Annotated in this window: 19 protein-coding genes and 1 pseudogene; 6 read left to right on the plus strand and 14 right to left on the minus strand. The window is 63.1% G+C overall.

From position 1 onward, the window contains the following. The 3 genes from ASD64_RS21435 to ASD64_RS00010 all read right to left on the minus strand — a co-directional run. The coding region (locus ASD64_RS21435) for a hypothetical protein (RefSeq protein ID WP_210171803.1) at positions 1–257 on the minus strand (257 nt) is incomplete at its 3' end. A gap of 99 nt (positions 258–356) precedes the next feature. Beyond that, a complete protein-coding gene (dtd, locus tag ASD64_RS00005) occupies positions 357–800 on the minus strand; it encodes a D-aminoacyl-tRNA deacylase (RefSeq protein ID WP_056098802.1) in 444 nt (147 codons plus the stop codon). A gap of 92 nt (positions 801–892) precedes the next feature. After that, a complete protein-coding gene (locus ASD64_RS00010) occupies positions 893–2,176 on the minus strand; it encodes an MFS transporter (RefSeq protein WP_056098803.1) in 1,284 nt (427 codons plus the stop codon). A gap of 72 nt (positions 2,177–2,248) precedes the next feature. Here ASD64_RS00010 and ASD64_RS00015 point away from each other — a divergent pair, with 72 nt between their 5' ends. After that, positions 2,249–2,854 (plus strand): TetR/AcrR family transcriptional regulator, encoded by a 606-nt coding sequence (locus tag ASD64_RS00015; RefSeq protein ID WP_056098806.1) that lies wholly within the window; start codon positions 2,249–2,251, stop codon positions 2,852–2,854. A gap of 38 nt (positions 2,855–2,892) precedes the next feature. Here the strand turns inward: ASD64_RS00015 and ASD64_RS00020 are convergent, their stop codons facing one another. The 6 genes from ASD64_RS00020 to ASD64_RS00045 form a co-directional block, all read right to left on the minus strand. Further along, positions 2,893–4,947, minus strand: a complete 2,055-nt coding sequence (locus ASD64_RS00020; RefSeq protein ID WP_056098809.1) for a M3 family metallopeptidase — start codon at positions 4,945–4,947, stop codon at positions 2,893–2,895. Between the two features lie 73 nt (positions 4,948–5,020). Further along, positions 5,021–5,434: a nuclear transport factor 2 family protein gene (locus ASD64_RS00025; RefSeq protein ID WP_056100086.1), complete on the minus strand. Its 414-nt coding sequence runs from the start codon at positions 5,432–5,434 to the stop codon at positions 5,021–5,023. 63 nt (positions 5,435–5,497) lie between these two features. Beyond that, positions 5,498–6,142 (minus strand): carbonic anhydrase, encoded by a 645-nt coding sequence (locus tag ASD64_RS00030; protein WP_056098812.1) that lies wholly within the window; start codon positions 6,140–6,142, stop codon positions 5,498–5,500. Positions 6,143–6,297: 155 nt separating this feature from the next. Further along, positions 6,298–7,068, minus strand: a complete 771-nt coding sequence (locus ASD64_RS00035; protein WP_244480683.1) for a DUF429 domain-containing protein — start codon at positions 7,066–7,068, stop codon at positions 6,298–6,300. Further along, positions 7,068–7,955 (minus strand): pyridoxal kinase PdxY, encoded by an 888-nt coding sequence (gene pdxY / locus ASD64_RS00040; protein ID WP_056098816.1) that lies wholly within the window; start codon positions 7,953–7,955, stop codon positions 7,068–7,070. Before pdxY ends, ASD64_RS00035 begins: the two co-directional genes overlap by 1 nt. A gap of 7 nt (positions 7,956–7,962) precedes the next feature. Beyond that, positions 7,963–8,235, minus strand: coding sequence for a hypothetical protein (locus ASD64_RS00045; RefSeq protein ID WP_056098819.1), 273 nt, complete (start codon positions 8,233–8,235; stop codon positions 7,963–7,965). Positions 8,236–8,409: 174 nt separating this feature from the next. On the opposite strand from ASD64_RS00045, the gene ASD64_RS00050 reads away from it, so the two are divergent. The 5 genes from ASD64_RS00050 to ppa all read left to right on the plus strand — a co-directional run bounded on the left by ASD64_RS00050 (position 8,410) and on the right by ppa (position 11,916). Then, positions 8,410–9,042 (plus strand): LemA family protein, encoded by a 633-nt coding sequence (locus tag ASD64_RS00050; RefSeq protein ID WP_056098822.1) that lies wholly within the window; start codon positions 8,410–8,412, stop codon positions 9,040–9,042. Between the two features lie 76 nt (positions 9,043–9,118). Next, complete coding sequence (locus ASD64_RS00055) at positions 9,119–9,931, plus strand: TPM domain-containing protein (RefSeq protein WP_244480684.1); 813 nt, start codon at positions 9,119–9,121, stop codon at positions 9,929–9,931. A gap of 2 nt (positions 9,932–9,933) precedes the next feature. Beyond that, a complete protein-coding gene (locus tag ASD64_RS00060; RefSeq protein WP_056098828.1) occupies positions 9,934–10,572 on the plus strand; it encodes a TPM domain-containing protein in 639 nt (212 codons plus the stop codon). Positions 10,573–10,668: 96 nt separating this feature from the next. Then, entirely contained in the window at positions 10,669–11,175 is a 507-nt protein-coding gene (locus ASD64_RS00065) for a GNAT family N-acetyltransferase (protein ID WP_056098830.1), read from the plus strand. 210 nt (positions 11,176–11,385) lie between these two features. Beyond that, the gene (gene ppa, locus ASD64_RS00070) at positions 11,386–11,916 is read left to right on the plus strand and encodes an inorganic diphosphatase (protein ID WP_056098833.1); all 531 of its coding nucleotides are present in this window, start codon (positions 11,386–11,388) and stop codon (positions 11,914–11,916) included. A 105-nt stretch (positions 11,917–12,021) separates the two neighbouring features. Here the strand turns inward: ppa and ASD64_RS00075 are convergent, their stop codons facing one another. The 5 genes and pseudogenes from ASD64_RS00075 to ASD64_RS00095 all read right to left on the minus strand — a co-directional run bounded on the left by ASD64_RS00075 (position 12,022) and on the right by ASD64_RS00095 (position 18,061). Next, positions 12,022–12,282, minus strand: a complete 261-nt coding sequence (locus ASD64_RS00075) for a formate dehydrogenase subunit delta (protein ID WP_056098836.1) — start codon at positions 12,280–12,282, stop codon at positions 12,022–12,024. Continuing rightward, the gene (gene fdhD, locus ASD64_RS00080) at positions 12,272–13,099 is read right to left on the minus strand and encodes a formate dehydrogenase accessory sulfurtransferase FdhD (RefSeq protein ID WP_056098840.1); all 828 of its coding nucleotides are present in this window, start codon (positions 13,097–13,099) and stop codon (positions 12,272–12,274) included. Before fdhD ends, ASD64_RS00075 begins: the two co-directional genes overlap by 11 nt. Positions 13,100–13,143: 44 nt before the next feature. Continuing rightward, on the minus strand, positions 13,144–16,017 hold the full coding sequence (gene fdhF / locus ASD64_RS00085; RefSeq protein WP_056098843.1) for a formate dehydrogenase subunit alpha: 2,874 nt from the start codon (positions 16,015–16,017) through the stop codon (positions 13,144–13,146). 11 nt (positions 16,018–16,028) lie between these two features. Continuing rightward, positions 16,029–17,585: pseudogene (locus ASD64_RS00090) on the minus strand (formate dehydrogenase beta subunit). Continuing rightward, positions 17,582–18,061 carry a formate dehydrogenase subunit gamma gene (locus ASD64_RS00095; protein WP_056098846.1) on the minus strand — a complete coding sequence of 160 codons (480 nt, stop codon included), beginning with the start codon at positions 18,059–18,061 and terminating at the stop codon, positions 17,582–17,584. The pseudogene ASD64_RS00090 and the gene ASD64_RS00095 overlap by 4 nt, the downstream one beginning before the upstream one ends. Positions 18,062–18,104: the final 43 nt, after the last annotated feature.

The following is an 18,104-nucleotide window of genomic DNA, read 5'->3' on the forward strand; positions in this document are numbered from 1 at the left end:
CCCAGCCGCACACCGTCATGCGACCAATCCGGCACCGACGCTTCTCCTCGATACCCGGTGCGCACCGAGTTTCCCGCAGAAGCGATGGCACCGATTATGGAAGAGGTTGAGAGGGTGTGGATAAGGACGGTGAGAGGTTTTTGCGGAAAGTTAATGGGAACAACGGGTTGACCGGATGGTGGGGCGGCAGGTGGGCTGTTCGATCCCCATTCCGGACCGTTGACAGGCTGCCGCACCGTCACGGAGATCTCGGACATTCCTTTCCCGCTCCGCTCGAAAGAGAATTCCGGGATGACGAGGTGGAGGGGTTGCGCTCGGATTGGCCGGCATGACGAACTTTGAAGAAAACCTGCTGGCTACCTGGATTCCGTATCCAGCCAGATGGTGATCGGGCCGTCATTGACCAGCGAGACTTTCATGTCGGCGCCGAAAATTCCGTTGGCGACGGTGACGCCATGGCCGGCAAGCTGGGCCGAGAAATGCTCGTAGAGGCGCTTGCCCTCGTCTGGCGCCGCAGCCGTGGAAAAGCCCGGCCGGTTCCCTTTCGTTTCGGCAGCCAGCGTGAACTGGCTGACGACGAGCGCCGCTCCGCCGACATCAAGCAGCGAGCGGTTCATGCGGCCATCGTCGTCCCTGAAGATGCGAAGGCTGGCCACCTTGCGCGCCAGCCACTCGGACTGCTTGTCGGTGTCGCCCTGCATGGCGCAGACGAGCACGAGAAGGCCCTGCCCGATTTCGCCGGTCGGCTTGCCGTCGACCGCAACGCTGGCCTGGGTAACCCGTTGGACAAGTGCGCGCATGGTCGACCTCGGTTTTCAGCAATCCTGCGGACGAACTCGGCACGTCCCATTTTCCGGGTAAGCGCGCCAAAGCCGTTCCGTCATTCCGGGTTCTACGCAGGCTGTGGTTCGGGGTCAAACGACGGCTTGCTGGTGTTGATGAGCAAGGAGATGCAGGCCGCGATGATGCCGGTCATGCCGGCGATGAGGAAGGCCAGCACATAGTCGCCCTGCATCTCGTGCATGATGCCGCCGAAATAGGCCGCACTTGCAGCCCCCGCCTGATGGCCGGCGAGAATCCAGCCGAACACCAGCGGAGCGTGGCCATCGCCGAAAGCTTCGTTGGCGAGACGCAGCGTCGGTGGAACCGTGGCGATCCAGTCCAGCCCGTAAAGGATGGAGAAGATGATCAGGCTGGTGGCCGAAAAGCCGGAATAAGGCAGATACATCAGCGACAGGCCGCGAATGGTGTAATAGATGCCGAGCAGTTTGCGCGGGTCGAACCGGTCGGTGAGCCAGCCCGAAAAAGTGGTGCCGATCAGGTCGAAAACGCCCATCAGCGCCAGCAGCCCAGCCGCCTGGATTTCGGTGATGCCCATGTCGCCGCAAAAGGCGATCAGGTGCGTGCCGACGAGGCCGTTGGTGGTGAAGCCGCAAATGAAGAAGGTCGCGAACAGGTACCAGAAGGTGCGGGTATGCGCCGCCCGCCACAAAGTGTTCAGAGTATGGCTGATGAAATTGCCTTGTGCTGCCGGCGAACGCGGCGGCACGTCGTCAGGATCGCCGCCGTAGCGCACTAGGCCGATCGACGAAGGGCGCTCGGGCACGAAGAAATAGACCAGCGGCAACAGCAGCGCGCTGGCGATCGATATGGCGATGACCACCCATTGCCACCCACCCCACTGGGCAAGGGCGGCGAGCACCGGCAGGAAGATCAGCAGGCCGGTGGCGCTGGAGGCCGACATCAGCCCCATGACTAGACCGCGATTGGTCTTGAACCAACGGTTGACGATGGTGGCGCCGAGCACCATGGCGACGGCGCCGGAGCCGATGCCCGACATGATGCCCCAGGTGACCACCATGTGCCACGGTTCGGTCATGAAAAAGCTGAGCGCGGTGGAGCCCGACATCAGGAGGAGTGCGGCGAGCAGCGTGCGGCGCAAGCCGAAGCGCTCCATCAGCGCCGCGGCGAAAGGCCCCGCCAGCCCATAGAGGAAAATGCCTATGGCGGCGGCCAACGACACTGAATCGCGACCCCAGCCGAGACTGTGTTCCAGGGGCAGCATCATCACGGCGGGCGACGAGCGCAGCCCGGCGGCGATGAGCAGGCAAAAGAAGATGACGGCAACGACGACGAAGGCGTAGCGCTGGCCAAAGGGGCGTGACTGGGCTATCATGTTACCGATCGGTACGTTGCGTTACGAACCGTATACGTACCGAGCGGTAACATTGTCAATTGAAGTCCTCTGATGCCCAACACCAAAAATCTTGATCCGGCTGCAAGCGTCGAGCATGCGCCGCGCGCGGCGGAAAAGATCCTGAACGTTGCGCGCGACTTGTTCTACCGTCAAGGCATCAGGGCGATCGGCGTCGACGAGATCGTCAAGACGGCCGGCGTCACCAAGCCCAGCCTCTACCGTTCCTTTTCCTCCAAGGATGACCTGACGGCTTCTTATCTGAAACAATACGACCGTGAATTCTGGGAGCGCTTCGATGAAGCGGTGGCAGCGCATCCGGGTGACCCGCGCGCGCAGGTGCTGGCTTTCCTCGCCCGCGTCGGCAAGCGCAGCCAGAAGGCCAGCTACCGCGGCTGCGGCTTGACCAATGCGGCGGTGGAATATCCGGAGCACGACCATCCTGCCCGCATCGTCAGCGAGGAAAACAAGCGCGAATTGCGCCGGCGCCTGCGCGCCATGGCCAAGGCGATGGGGGCTGCCGAACCCGACATGCTGGGCGACGGGCTGCTGCTGCTGCTCGAAGGCGCTTACATTTCAGCACAATTGTTCGGCACCGGCGGCCCGGCCCGCGCTGTGGCCAGGAACGCCGAACTGCTTATCGACGCCAGCCTGGCGTGAGTGCCGTTTCAGGCCAGAGCTTTTCAGGCCAGAGCTTTTCAGGCAAGTCCGCGCTTGACCATCATGGCCTGCGGCGACGGCATCTTGCCCCGGAAGGCGATGTAAAGCTCTTCCGGGTCTTTTGAGCCACCGGCGGCATAGATGTTTGTCTTCAGCCGCTCGGCCAGAGCCGGGTTGAAAGGGTCGCCGGTTTCCTCGAAGGCCGAGAAGGCGTCGGCGTCGAGCACTTCCGACCACATGTAGGAATAATAGCCGGCCGAATAACCGTCGCCGGAGAACACATGCCCGAAATGCGGCGTGCGGTGGCGCATGGCAATGGTGTCGGGCATGTTCAGCCTTGCAAGCGTTTCGGTTTCGAAACGAAGCGGCTCTTCCGGGGCATCCGGGCGCGCGTGATAGGCCATGTCGACAAGGGCGGACGCGGTGAATTCGACGGTGGCGAAGCCGGCGCCGAAGGTGCGCGCCGCCAGCATCTTGTCGAGAAGCGCCTTGGGCATCGGCTTGCCGGTCCGATGGTGGAGCGCGTGCTTTTCCAGGACTGCCGGCACGGTCAGCCAATGCTCGTAAAGCTGCGACGGCAGTTCGACGAAATCGCGGCTGACCGAAGTGCCGGAGACGCTGGGCCACGTCACCTCGGTCAGCATGCCGTGCAGGGCATGGCCGAATTCGTGGAACAGGGCTTTCGCCTCGTCGACCGAAAGCAGCGCCGGTTCGCCGGCCGGCGGTTTGGCAAAGTTCATGATGTTGTAGATGACCGGCGTCGACCCCGCGCCCAGCCTGTAGCCGGACTGCAGCGAACTCATCCACGCCCCCGAACGCTTCGACGGCCTGGCGAAATAGTCGGCGAGGAACAGGCCGCGCTCGGAGCCGTCGGCATTCTTGACGGAAAAGACGCGCACGTCCGGATGCCAGGCGGCGATGCCGGCCTTCTCCTCGAAGCGGATGCCGAACAGGCGTGTGGCCACGTCGAAGCAGGCGGCGATGATGCGGTCGAGTTGCAGATAGGGTTTCAGTTCAGCCTCGTCGAAGGCGAATTTCTCGGCGCGCAGCTTTTCCTGGTAGAAGCGCCAGTCCCAGGCGGCGAATGTCTCGTTGCTGCCGGCTTCCGCCGCCAGCCGCTCCAGTTCGCCCTGGTCGCTTGCCGCCTTTTCCAGCGCCTTTTGCCAGACAGGATCGAGCAGGCCATGGACCGCCTTCGGCGTCTTGGCCATGGTGTCGTCGAGCTTGAGCGCGGCGTAGGAGGCATAGCCGAGCAGCTTTGCCTTTTCGGCGCGCCGCGTCAGCATATCGCGCACGACGCTGGTGTTGTCGCTGGCGCCGCCATTCTGGCCGCGCATAGTGAAGGCCCGCCACGCCGCTTCGCGCAGGTCGCGCCTTTTGGAAAACGTCGTGAACGGTTCATAGATAGAGCGCGACAGGGTGATCGCGTAGCGGCCCTTGTGACCGCGCGTTTCGGCAGCCTCGGCCATTGCGCTCTTAAGGAAATCGGGCAGTCCGGCAAGATCGGCCTCATCGAGGAAAAGCGCCCAATCGCGCTCGTCGGCAAGCACGTTCTGCCCGAAAGTGGTGCCGAGCGACGACAATTCCTCGTTGATGGCGGCAAGCCGCTTCTTGCCTTCGGCATCGAGCTTCGCACCCGAGCGGACAAAGCCTTTCCAGATCTTTTCAAGCACGCGCAAGGTCTCGGCGTCGAGCCCCAGCGAGGCGCGCTTCCGGTAGAGGGCATCGATGCGGGCGAACAGTTGCGCGTTCATCGAGATCGCCGAGAAATGCCGCGACATCTTCGGCGAGACCGCGCGCTCCAGCGCCTGGATGGTGTCGTTGGTGTGGGCGCCGGCCTTGCCCCAGAAAATCGACGAAACGCGGTCGAGCGCCTGGCCGGACAGTTCGAGCGCTGCAAGCGTATTCTCGACGGTCGGCTCGACAGGATTTTCGGCAATCGCCTCGATTTCGGCGGCGTGGGCCTGCAGCGCGGCGTCGAACACCGGCTCGAAATCGCCATCGCCGATGCGGGTGAAATCCGGCAGGCCGAGCGGGCCCTGCCAAGCCGTCAGGGGGTGCGCGGCAAGGTCGGCGGTCTTTGCTGAGGACATGGAAATTCTTTCGGTGTTGACACTGCTTTGCCCGATGTAGGCTTGCGGACCCTGGTTCGCAACCGCAGGCCCGTCAGTAGGCGTCGCAGGTTTCGGCCATCGCGGCCTGCGACGTCGCGGTGATGCGATTGTCGGTCAGCGCAAAGGTTTCCTGCATCAGCATGTCGTTGGCCGGAAAATCGTAGCAGGCGATGACGGTGACGACGCCGCCCTCGCTCTTGGCGATACGATGCCTTATCTGGCCGCCGGCGACCGCACTTTCCCATTCATCCATCGAAGCGATGAATTCCTGCTTGGTCTGAACGACGCCAAGATCGGTGAGACTGATGCGGGCCTCGTCGGTAAGGAGTTCGCTCAACGCGGCGCGGTCGGTGTTGAGCAGCGCAGTATACCAACGCTCGATGACGGCCTCGTCGGCATTCGCGGCAACGGACCAGAAAAGCAGCGCCGCCGCCAGCAGCCCGGTTCGCATCGGTCCAATCAGCATCATGGCCAGGTCCCTTCGTGGGAAAACGCCAGGCGTCGTCCGCCGACGTTCAACGCGCCATCGTCAGCCGAGTTCCGGCCGTTCGAAATCGCCGGTGTCCTTGTTCATTGCCCAAAGCTCGCCGGTGGAGATATCGAACCATGCACCGTAGAGGTTCAGGCTGCCCTTGGTTTCCAGCGCGGCGATGTAGGGAAACGTACGCAGATTGTTCAACGAATAGCGGATGGAGATGCGCTCCAGCGCCGTCTGGCGCTCACCCGCCGTCATCAGCGTGCTGGCTGTAACGGCATCGGCAGCGGGGTAGAGGAGGCTCATCCATTTGCCGATGAAATCGCCTTTCGAGGGAGGCGTCTTGCCGTGGCTCAGGGCGGCCTTGATGCCGCCGCAACGGCCATGGCCCATGACCACGATGTTTTTCACCTTGAGGCTTTGAACGGCAAACTCAAGCGCTGCCGAGGTGGAGTGGTATTCGCCGTCCGGCTCATAGGGCGGCACAAGGTTGCCGACATTGCGCAGCACGAATAACTCGCCGGGGCCGGCATCGAAAATGGTTTCCGGTGCCGAGCGGGAGTCGCAACAGGCTATGATCATCGTTTCGGGGGCCTGCCCTTCACGCGCCAGTGAAACATAATGCCCGCTCTCGGACGAGTAGCGGCCACTCATGAAATTGTGGTGCCCGGTGAGAAGGTGCTGGGGGAGATGTGGCATGGCGGAAAATGGGCCTTTCCGGTGTGGATGGCGACAGCTTGGTCAAGCTGGCCGTGGTCTAACGGAAAAACGCCCTGCCGATCAATAAGGAATCGCACTGCGAAGCAATACTATCGTTGCAGCCGCCGGCGCACCGTGAACCTGAACCCCTGGGGTCAGACCCAGATGGCGACCGATATGCCGTGCCGGTCCAAGAGAGGCGGATCGGGCAACGACCGCGCCTCGCCGAGAACGATCCGTGCAGCAATCAGCATCATGGCGGCGGCATCGAGAAAATCGTCTAACGCCGCACCCGGCGGCGGGCTTTGATCCACAAAAGCCTGCGCATAGCCATAACGGCACAACAGCGCCTTGCGCTGCGCCATTCCAGCCGGGTTGACAGCGCCCTTGATTTTCTTGGGTAAGCTCATCGGCTCGCCGTTATTGAGCCGGCAAAACGCCACTTCGGGGTGCGACTCGTAAATGCGGGTACGCAGTGCCGGCTCCGCAACCAGAAGGGCGTCGATCTCGCGGATCTTGGAAAAGATTCCGAAGGCCTGAATGGATATGCCGCGCGGCGGTTCCGAAGTCTGGCGCGCAACCGCGCTGGCCCGCCGATGTGCGGCATACCATTCGTCCACGGTCGTAAAAGGTGCTGTCTCGGCGTAGACAGCGCTTCGGGATGGAATTGAAAAGACGCTGGATTGACGCTCTTTCAGCAGCGGTCTCGCCAGGCTTTCAGGCCCGCGCCCGCCCTCGCCGGTAAAATCCGGCAGGCCGATCGGCATGTCGACGGCAATGAGCGCATTCGCCGGCAAGTCCGCGACCAGCGCCGCGAATGTCGCATAAATCCGCACCGCCGGCGCATGACCGGGATCGGCGCTGACGGCGATCCAGCCGCCCTTGCAGCCATCCACGCCTACGATGGACAGCGGAATGCCGGCGATCACGCCTTGCGTGTCCGCGAAGGGTGCAGGAGCGTGCGCATCTGCACCATGGCCATCGGATGCGACAGGCTTTGCGCATCCGCCGGAAGCTGCAACTCGCCGCTGCCGCGCTTCGCCGCGCGGGCCACCGCTTCATAGACGGTAGCCGTTGCCGACTGCAGCGCCTTGTCCACAGAATGACCCGACAGCATGTGCGCCAGAAAGGTCGCAGCCGTGAGGTCGCCCGGGCCTTTCGGCGGATTTTCGACGAAGCGATGCTCGGCCAACAACACCTGTTTGGCATCGACGAGCAGATTGCCGGTGCCGTCGGCAAGCATCGACGGCGCCGAAGTCACCAGCATCGTGGCGGGGGCGGCATCCAGCGCCGCAGCAATGGTCGATTTGAGATCAGGCAGGGAGGCACCCGTCAACCACTCCAACTCATAGCGGTTAGGCGTGGCGACGTCTGCCAGCGGCATCAAGCGATCACGGACCGCAGCCGCAGTTGCTTCCTGCACGTATAGCCCTTCGGCGTAGTCGCCAAGCACAGGATCGCAGAGATAGAGCGCCTTCGGGTTCCTGGCCTTGAGCGCCTGCACCAGCGAAGCGACGGCGTCTGCCTGTTCAGGGCTGCCGAGATAGCCGGACAGCACCGCGCCCACTTCGCCCAGCCACGGCGCCCGTTCGAGGTCGGCAAGCAAGGCCTTGAATTGTTCCGCAGGCGGAACGATCCTTGTGGAAAGTCCTTGGCCGGGATGCCAGGCGAGCACGATGGTCGGCACTGCCCAGACCGGGAAACCCAGCGTCTCCAGTGCAAAGACCACGGTGCGGTTGCCGACCGAACCGCGCACGACATGGCTTGAGACGACGATGACGGCCGGACGAACAGCCGAAACTTCAGATGACATGGATGGCCTACCCGCCCTGCACGATAAAAAGCACGAACCAGATCACCAGGCCAATCGCCAGCACAGGGCCGAGAATGCGCCCGATGCGCGTGCCCAGATAGTCCATGCGGTCTGACGTATCGGCATCGGCGGCGGTCATGTGATCGTGGGTGCGCTTCGCCATGCGATTCACGAACGAGTTGCCGGACACTTCCGTCTCGCTGGCGATATCCTTGAGGATACGGCGCGATTCGCGCTCGCGCTCGCTGTCTCCCCGATCTGCTTTGCCCGGTCCGGCCATGGCGTTACCCTGCTTTCAAGCGACATTAGAGCATAGGACCGAAAAGTGTGAAGCGGTTTTCCAAACGAAATACAGCCGGGGCGCGTGGTCGCGGCAGATCGCGCGCGAAGGTCGTTTTCTTGGACGCGCTTTGTGGTAATGCTTCCTCACCATCCACGTCCAGGGATCCACTCCATGCTTGCCCAGCGTCTTGTTCGCCTCCCTCGCAACCTGCCGGCCTTTCTGATGATGGCATTCGTGCTGCCGCTTCTGGCCGGCTGCGGCTACAACACCATCCCGACGGCGGAAGAAAACGCCAAGGCTGCCTGGAGCGAAGTGCTCAACCAGTACCAGCGCCGCGCCGATCTCATCCCCAACCTCGTCGAGACGGTGAAGGGCTACGCCAGCCATGAGAAGGACGTGCTGGAAGGCGTGGTCGAGGCGCGCGCCAAGGCGACGCAAGTGACGGTGACGCCGGAGACCCTGTCCGATCCCAACGCTTTCAAGGCCTTCCAGGAAAACCAGGCCGGCCTGACCAGCGCCTTGTCGAGGCTGCTGGCGGTGGTGGAGAACTATCCCGACCTCAAGGCCAACCAGAATTTCCTTGCCCTGCAGGCACAGCTTGAGGGCACCGAAAACCGCATTGCGGTGGCCCGGCGCGACTATATTCAGGCAGTGCGGGACTACAATTTGACGCTTCGCACCTTCCCGTCCGTGCTGTGGGCGACATTCTGGTTCCGCTCCAACGAGCCGTTCCAGAACTTCACCGTCGCCGAGGACAAGTTGGAAGCGCCGAAGGTGAATTTCGGCACCGGGCAAGGCGGCTGAACGGCGCGCCAGTAAAGCGGTTCAAAGTTTGACCTTGCGCTTTAAATCACCCCCCTCTGGCCTACCGGCTCGACGGATCGCAGGCGCCTTTGCGATTCTGCTTCTAAGCCTCTTCCTTCCGCTTGCGGCCTTAGCAGCCAGCCTGCCGACGCTGACCGGCAGGGTGGTCGACGATGCCGGCATGATCGACGCCGCCACCGAGGTGCTGCTGACGCAAAAGCTAGCCGAATTCGAAGCGAAGGGGTCCGACCAGATTGTCGTGGCCACCATTCCCAGTCTCGACGGCGAGGCGATCGAACCTTATTCCAATCGCCTGTTTCGCGCCTGGAATCTCGGCCAGGCCGGCGAGGACAACGGCGTGCTTGTGCTGGTGGCCCGCGACGACCGCAAGATGCGCATCGAGGTCGGCTACGGGCTGGAAGGCACGCTGACCGACCTGCATTCCAAGCTGATCATCGAAAACGACATGGTGCCGGCCTTCCGTGCCGGGGATTTTTCCGGCGGCATCGAAAAGGCCGTCGACGACATCATCATGGTTCTGGAGGGCAATCCGGAAGAACTGGAGGCGCGAGGCGCCCGCAACCAGGATACGTCGATGGACATCGACGACTGGATTCCGGTCATCTTCATCACCATCTGGGTGATCCTTTTCTTCGGCGGCTTCGCCATGGCCATCCTGCCGCCGATCTTCGGCCAGAAGATCGGCCCCCGGCGCTACCGCTGGCTGGGCATGGTCTTCGACATGAACAACAAGGGCCGCTCAGGCCGGTCCTCGAGCGGTGGGGGCTGGTCATCCGGCGGAGGCGGCTGGTCGTCTGGTGGCGGCGGCGGCGGCTTTTCGGGCGGCGGCGGCTCGTCCGGTGGCGGCGGGGCATCGGGGGGTTGGTGAACATGGCGACAGGTTCGATCAGCAGCGCCGACCATGAGCGCGTGGCAGCCGCCATACGCGCCGCCGAAGCAACGACCGACGGCGAGATCTACTGCTTGGTCGCGCACCGCAGCGACAGCTATTTCTTCCCTGCCGCCTTCATGGCGATGGCCGGCATCGTGCTTGTCAGCCTCGGCCTCGCCTATGCGGCGGAGTATTGGTGGCTTTCGATCCGCCTGCCGCATTTCATCCTGGCGCAGGGCCTGGCTGTGGCCAGCGTGCTCATGTTGCTGTGGCTGGCGCCGGCGCTGCGCATCCACCTGGTGCCGTGGCAAATGCGCCACCACGCCGCCCACGGCAATGCCGTGCGGCAGTTCCTCGCCCGCAACATTCATCTGACCACTGCCCGCACCGGCGTGCTGATCTTCGTATCGCTTGCCGAGCGCTACGCCGAAGTCATCGCCGACACCGGCATCAACAGCCGCGTCGAACAGCGGATCTGGGACGATGCGGTGCGCGACCTGACCGCCGCCGCGCGCGACGACCGCCTCGCCGACGGCTTCATCAAGACGATCGAGGCTGTCGGAGCGGTACTGGCCGAACATTTCCCGGTCTCGCCGGGCGATGCCAACGAACTCGACGACCGCCTGATCGAAATCTGAGCATCCCGAAGGCTGCGCGCAGCCTCGCGTAAAAGTCGGCTTGCTGTCTGCACCTGACCTTGCAATCGACCAGCACGCGTTTATGGTTAACAAATCATGAACACGTTGACGATCGACATCAGGAAGGCCGAACCCAGCGACGCAGGCGAAATCGCCGACGTGCACCTTGAGGCATGGCGTGGCGCTTATTCCGGCATCATCCCGCACAAGACCCTGACCTCGATGATCAATCGCCGCGGGGCGGACTGGTGGGCGAACGCCATACGGCGCGCCGCGGCGGTGCTTGTGGTTGAAATCGGCGGCACCATCGCCGGCTATGCCACCATCGGCCGCAACCGCGCCCGCGAACTTACCCAGCAAGGCGAGATCTACGAGCTTTACCTGCGCCCGGAATATCAAGGCATCGGCCTTGGCAGCCGCCTGTTTGCCGCCGCCCGCCAGCGGCTCAATGACCACGGCCTGAAGGGCATGGTCGTGTGGGCGTTGGAAGAAAACGATAATGCGCTCGCTTTCTATACCGGCGCCGGCGGCCGCGACATCGCCGAAGGCGTCGAGGTGTTCGAGCAGAAGGCGCTCAAGAAAGTCGCCTTCGTCTGGGAATAGCTGCCGTCTGGCGCGGCTGAAGCCTATCGCCCGAAAGTGGAATCGTGTCGCATTGCAGGTTGCGAAAACCACCGGTATCGGAAACGTCGAAGCGGTGGCGTTTCCGGTCGAGCCGGCGAACCGTGCACGTCCTTAGTTTTCACACAATTGCCGAGACAAGACCGGTTTGGCATTTTTGCCGGAATTGCTCCAACGCCGAGAGGGTCAGCCATGCGTATCGACGCGATAGCCATCGGGAACAACCCGCCTGAAGACGTCAATGTCATCATCGAGGTGCCGGTGGGCGGCGAGCCGATCAAGTATGAGATGGACAAGGAGGCCGGCACGCTGTTCGTCGACCGTTTCCTGCACACGCCGATGCGGTATCCGGGCAACTACGGTTTCGTGCCGCACACGCTTTCCGGCGACGGCGATCCGATCGACGTGCTGATCTGCTCGACGCGTGCGCTGGTGCCCGGCTGCATCATCAACGTGCGCCCGATCGGCGTGCTGGTGATGGAAGACAACGCCGGCCAGGACGAAAAGGTCATCGCCGTGCCCTCGCCGCATCTCACCAAGCGCTACGAGAAGATCGTCAACTATACCGACCTGCCGCAGATCACCCTCGACCAGGTGTCGCACTTCTTCGAGCACTACAAGGACCTGGAACCCGGCAAGTGGGTGAAGATCGGCGGCTGGTACGACGCCGCCCGCGCCAAGCAGATGATCGTCGAGGCGATCGACCGCGCCAAGGGCAAGTAAGGCACGCTGTAGCGAGCGGTCTCTTCGGATCGAAGTGCTATTCCTTCACCGGCAAGGCAACAGGCCCTGCCGCTGCAGGGCCGCGACCTTCTCACATCTTGTGGTTCAGTGGTGCGCGAGCGCTTTCGCTGCGCCGGCAGGCATTTCTCCCGGCGGCGGTTGCCTGACCTTAGCGGCGGCCTCAAGCACCAGGGCGTCGAAGCCCTTGGTTCCCTCACCGATCATTGCAAAGAACTGGCGGCGCATGCGCGGCTCCCAGAACTTGTTGATGTGGTCGGCGACGCCTGCGACGCCTTCGGCATGCGGCTTCGAACGGAAGAACATCGCGATCTGATTGGCTTGGTACATGAGTTTGTCAGGCGACATGCTTGGCAGCTCCGAAAACGACGCGGTCGGGATGGGTGAAAATATCGAAATCGTCACCACGCACCAGCGCCACAAGGGTCATGCCGGAGCTTTCGGCGGTGCGGACGGCAAGTGCGGTCGGCGCCGAAATGGCGATGATGAAGGGCGCGCCGATGGCCGCCGTCTTCTGCACCATTTCGACCGAAACGCGGGAGGTGACGACAACGGCGCCGGATGAACCGTCGGTGCCCGCTTTCGCCAACGCACCGGCCAGCTTGTCCAGCGCATTGTGGCGGCCGACATCCTCGCGCGCCATGACGATACCGTGGCCCGGCACGTAAAAGCCGGCGGCGTGAACAGCGCCGGTCTCCGAATGGAGCAACTGGACCCTGGATAGCAACTGGACCGACCGGACGATATCCTGTGCTTCAAGCGTCAGTCTGGAGGCATCGACGGCGTCGACGCTGCGCATCGCCTCTTCGATCGATTCGATACCGCACAGGCCGCAGCCGACAGGGCCGGCAAGCCGCCGCCGCCGCGCCTCGAACCGACGGTTGGCCGTGTCTTTCAGGCGGATCTGGATATCGATGCCGGCACCGTGGTCCTGGACCTCGATGGCGTCGATCTCGTCGGAGGAACCGACAATGCCTTCCGTGATCGAAAAGCCGAGGGCGAAATCCTCGAAATCGGCAGGCGATGCCATCATCACGGCATGGGTGGTGCCGCCGTAGGACAGCGCGATCGGCGTTTCTTCCGGCACCATGCGGTTGGCGGCGGCGGCACCGGCAGAGCGCTTGGCAATGCGCGAAATCCGGGCAAGCGCGGGGCGCGCCGTCATGGCGACATGTCTCCCCGCGATCTGCCCGGTTGCGTCACCTGCAGTCACTCCGCCGCAGCCAGAGGGGTGATCTGGCGGCTCTTGCGGCTCAACTCCTCATACTCAAGCTGCCAATCGGTCGGACCGTTGGACGGCGAGATCTGAACGGCAGTGACCTTGAACTCCGGACAGCCGGTCGCCCAGTCCGTGTAGTCGGTGGTGATGACGTTGGCCTGCGTGTCGGGATGGTGGAAGGTGGTGTAGACAACACCGGGCGCAACCCTGTCGGTGATCAATGCCTTGAGCGTCGTTTCGTTGGAGCGGCTCGACAGCCGCACCAGTTCGCCGTCACGGATACCGCGATCCTCGGCATCCTGCGGGTGGATCTCCAGCCGATCCTCGTCATGCCACACGACATTGTCGGTACGGCGGGTCTGGGCGCCGACATTGTACTGGCTGAGGATGCGTCCGGTGGTGAGCAGGAGCGGGAAGCGCGGGCCGACCTTCTCGTCCGTACCGACATATTCGGTGCGCACGAAATTGCCCTTGCCGCGAACGATGCCGGTGGTGTGCATGATCGGTGTGCCCATCGGTGCCTTCTCGTTGCACGGCCACTGTACCGAGCCGACTTCGTCGAGGAAATCAAAGCTGACGCCGGCGAAAGTAGGGGTCGTCGCAGCGATCTCGTCCATGACCTGCGAGGGATGGGTGTAGGTCCAGTCGAGGCCGAGAGCGCGGGCGAGTTCCTGCGTCGCTTCCCAATCGGCGTAACGGGCCTTCGGCTCCATCACCTTGCGCACACGGTTGATGCGGCGCTCGGCGTTGATGAAAGTGCCTTCCTTTTCGAGGAAGGTCGAGCCCGGCAGGAAGACGTGCGCATAGCGCGCCGTCTCGTTGAGGAAGAGGTCGTGAACGACCACGCACTCCATCGCGGCAAGACCGGCGGAGACGTGACCGGTGTCGGGGTCGGACTGAAGGATGTCTTCACCCTGGATGTAGATGCCCTTGAAGGTCCCGTCGACGGCGGCGTCGAGCATGTTGGGAATGCGCAGGCCCGGCTCCGAATCGAGCTTCACGCCCCACAGATCCTCGTAGATCTTGCGCACCGCATCGGTCGCAACGTGACGATAGCCGGGGAATTCGTGCGGGAACGAGCCCATGTCGCACGAACCCTGCACGTTGTTCTGGCCGCGCAGCGGGTTCACGCCCACGCCCCTGCGGCCAAGGTTGCCGGTCGCCATGGCGAGGTTGGCGATACCCATGACCGCGGTCGAGCCCTGGCTGTGCTCGGTGACGCCGAGGCCGTAGTAGATGGCGCCGTTGCCGCCGGTGGCATAAAGGCGAGCCGCCTCGCGAATGGATTCAGCATCCACGCCGCAGATCTTGGCCGTTTCCTCCGGGCTGTAGCGTGCATTGGAGACAAATTCCGCCCAGTCGTCGAACGCTTCGCGATCGCAATGGGAGTTAATGTAAGCTTCGTTGTAGAGCTTCTCGGTGACGATGACGTGGGCCAAGCCGGTCAGAATGGCGACGTTGGTGCCAGGCTGGATCGGCAGATGGTGAGCCGCCTTGATGTGCGGGCTCTTCACCAGATCGATGCGGCGCGGATCGATGACGATGATCCTGGCGCCCTGACGCAAGCGCTGCTTCATGCGTGATGCGAACACGGGATGCGCGTCGGTCGGGTTGGCGCCGATCAGGATCATGACATCGCATTCTTCGACCGAATCGAAGTCCTGCGTGCCGGCGGACGTACCCAGCGTGGTGTTGAGTCCATAGCCGGTCGGCGAGTGGCAGACGCGAGCGCAGGTGTCGACGTTGTTGTTCTGGAAGCCCTGCCGCACAAGCTTCTGGACGAGATAGGTTTCCTCGTTGGTGCAACGCGACGACGTGATGCCGCCGATGGAACCGCGGCCATATTGGTACTGGATGCGGCGGAACTCGTTGGCGGTGTAGGCCAGCGCTTCTTCCCACGACACTTCGCGCCACGGATCGGTGGTCTTTTCCCGGATCATGGGCGAGAGGATGCGGTCGGTGTGGGTGGCGTAGCCGTAGGCGAAGCGGCCCTTGACGCAGGAGTGGCCATGGTTGGCCTTGCCTGCCTTGTAAGGCATCATGCGAATGACCTGCCCTCCCTGCATTTCGGCCTTGAAGGAGCAGCCGACCCCGCAATAGGCGCAAGTCGTGACGACCGACGTCTCAGGCATGCCCTTTTCCAGCACCGTCTTCTCGCGCAGCGCGTCGGTCGGGCAGGCCTGCACGCAGGCGCCGCACGACACGCATTCGGACTCGACGAAGGATTCGTTCATGCCGGCGGCAATGCGAGACTCAAAGCCCCTGCCCTCGATGGTCAGCGCGAAAGTGCCCTGCACGTCCTCACAGGCACGCACGCAACGCGAGCAGACGATGCACTGCGACGGGTCGTAGATGAAATAGGGATTGGATTCGTCGCGGGCGATGTAGTCGATGTTCAGCGAACCGTTGCTCGGTGCAACGTGATTGCGGCCATCGAGGCCGTAGCGGTTTTCGGTAAGCCCGACGGTCGAGGCGACCTTGTCGAACTCGCTCCCACCGGTGCCGCGCTGCTCGTTCCAGCCGCTCGGATGGTCGGAAACGTAGAGTTCAAGGACGCCCTTGCGGATGGCGTCGAGACGCTCCGAACGGGTATGGACCACGATGCCTTCAGCCACAGGCGTGGTGCAGGAGGCGGGTGTTCCGTTGCGGCCCTCGACCTCCACCACACAGATGCGGCAGGAGCCGAAGGAATCGAGCGAATCAGTGGCGCACAGCTTGGGGATCTCGACGCCCGCTTCCATGGAAGCGCGCATGATCGAGGTGCCTTCGGGCACAGTAACGGACTTGCCGTCGACCAGCAGCGTCACCTGCTTTGCGGATTTGGACTCCGGAGTGCCGAAGTCGATTTCGTGAATGAGACCCATGTCCGCTTCTCCTATTCGGCGGCTTCGGCGACTGGCACCGGCTTAAAGTCTTCAGGGAAATGCGTGAGCGCGCTCATCACCGGATAAGGCGTGAAACCGCCCAGCGCGCAGAGCGAGCCGAACTTCATCGTATTGCAAAGGTCGGTTACGAGCGCGACCTGCTTCTGCGGCTCGATGCCCGCAGCCAGCTTGTCCAGCGTTTCAACGCCGCGCGTCGAGCCGACGCGGCACGGCGTGCACTTGCCGCAGCTTTCGACGGCACAGAACTCCATGGCGAAACGCGCCTGCTTCAGCATGTCGGCGCTGTCGTCGAAAACGACGATGCCGGCATGGCCGATCAGGCCGTCCTTGGCGGCGAAGGCCTCATAGTCGAACGGCGTATCGAACAGGCCGCGCGGGAAATAGGCGCCAAGCGGGCCGCCGACCTGCACCGCCTTGACCGGACGCCCGGTGACGGTGCCGCCGCCGATGTCGTCGATGATTTCGCCAAGCGTGAGGCCGAAGGCCGTCTCGAACAGGCCGCCATACTTGATGTTGCCGGCGATCTGGATGGGAATGGTGCCGCGCGAACGACCCATGCCGAAATCCTTGTAGTAGGCCGCGCCCTTGTCCATGATGATCGGCACCGACGCCAAAGAGATGACGTTGTTGATCACCGTCGGCTGCCCGAACAGGCCCTTGTGCGCCGGCAGCGGCGGCTTGGCGCGCACCATGCCGCGCTTGCCTTCCAGGCTGTCGAGCAATGCCGTTTCCTCGCCGCAGACATAGGCCCCGGCACCGACCCGCACTTCCATGTCGAAGGCGTTGGGCGAACCCAGCACATTGAGGCCGAGCACGCGCGCCTTGCGGGCGATTTCGACGGCCTTGCGCATCACGGCGACCGCGTGCGGGTATTACGAGCGGATATAGATGTAGCCCATGGTCGCGCCGGTCGCGATGCCGGCGATCGTCATGCCTTCGATCAGCACGAACGGATCGCCCTCCATGATCATGCGATCGGCGAAGGTGCCGGAATCGCCCTCGTCGGCGTTGCAGACGATGTATTTGCGCTCCGCCGCGGTATCGAGCACGGTCTTCCACTTGATACCGGTCGGGAAGCCGGCGCCGCCGCGCCCGCGCAAGCCCGATTCCGTCACCTGGGCGACGACGTCGGCAGGCGCCATCGCAACCGCCTTGCGCAGGCCGGCAAGGCCGCCGTGGCTCTCATAGGCTTCGAGCGAAAGCGGATCGATGATGCCGCAGCGCGCAAAGGTCAGCCTGGTCTGTTTGGCAATGTAGGGAATGGCTTCCGGGTCACCCAGCCAATGCTTGTGGTGGCCGCCGGACAGGAAGCCGCTGTCGAACAGGCTTTTCATGTCGGACGGCTTGACCGGACCGTAGGCGACGCGGCCGGCATCGGTCTCGACCTCGACCATCGGCTCGAGGAAATAGGCGCCGCGCGAGCCGTTGCGCACGATCTTGGCCTCGATGCCGCGCTCGGCCAGTTCCTGCTCGATCGCCTTGGCGACCTTCTCGGCGCCAAGCGCCAGAGCGCCTGAATCGCCGGGGATATAGATATGGGGTTTCACGAGCGGACCTCCGCAACGATTTCGTCGACCTTGTCGGCGTCGATCCGGCCGATGACCTCGCCGTCGAGCAGCGCGGCGGGCGAGCAGGCGCAAAGCCCGAGGCAGTAGACCGGCTCCAGCGTGACAGCACCATCGGACGTGGTCTGGTGGAAATCGATGCCAAGCGCCTGCTTGAGACGGGCAGCGACAGCGTCGCTACCCATCGACTGGCACGATTCCGCCTGGCACAGCTTCAGCACATGGCGGCCGGCAGGCTGCTTGCGGTAGTCATGATAGAACGAGACGACGCCGTAAACTTCGGCGCGCGACAGGTTCAGTTTCGATGCGATGATCGGAAGAGCCTCTTGCGGCACATAGCCGAACTCTTCCTGGATGCCGTGCAAAATTGGCAGAAGTGGGCCTTCAAGACCCTTCATGTCATCGATGATCGATGCAGCTTGCGCCGCGATCTCGGTACGTGCCGGCTGCATATTCATGCAGGCCCTCCCATAATCGTAGCTATGTGTCGCTAAACAACAC

Origin of the sequence: Mesorhizobium sp. Root157 (genome assembly GCF_001427385.1) — a bacterium.
GTDB lineage: Bacteria > Pseudomonadota > Alphaproteobacteria > Rhizobiales > Rhizobiaceae > Mesorhizobium.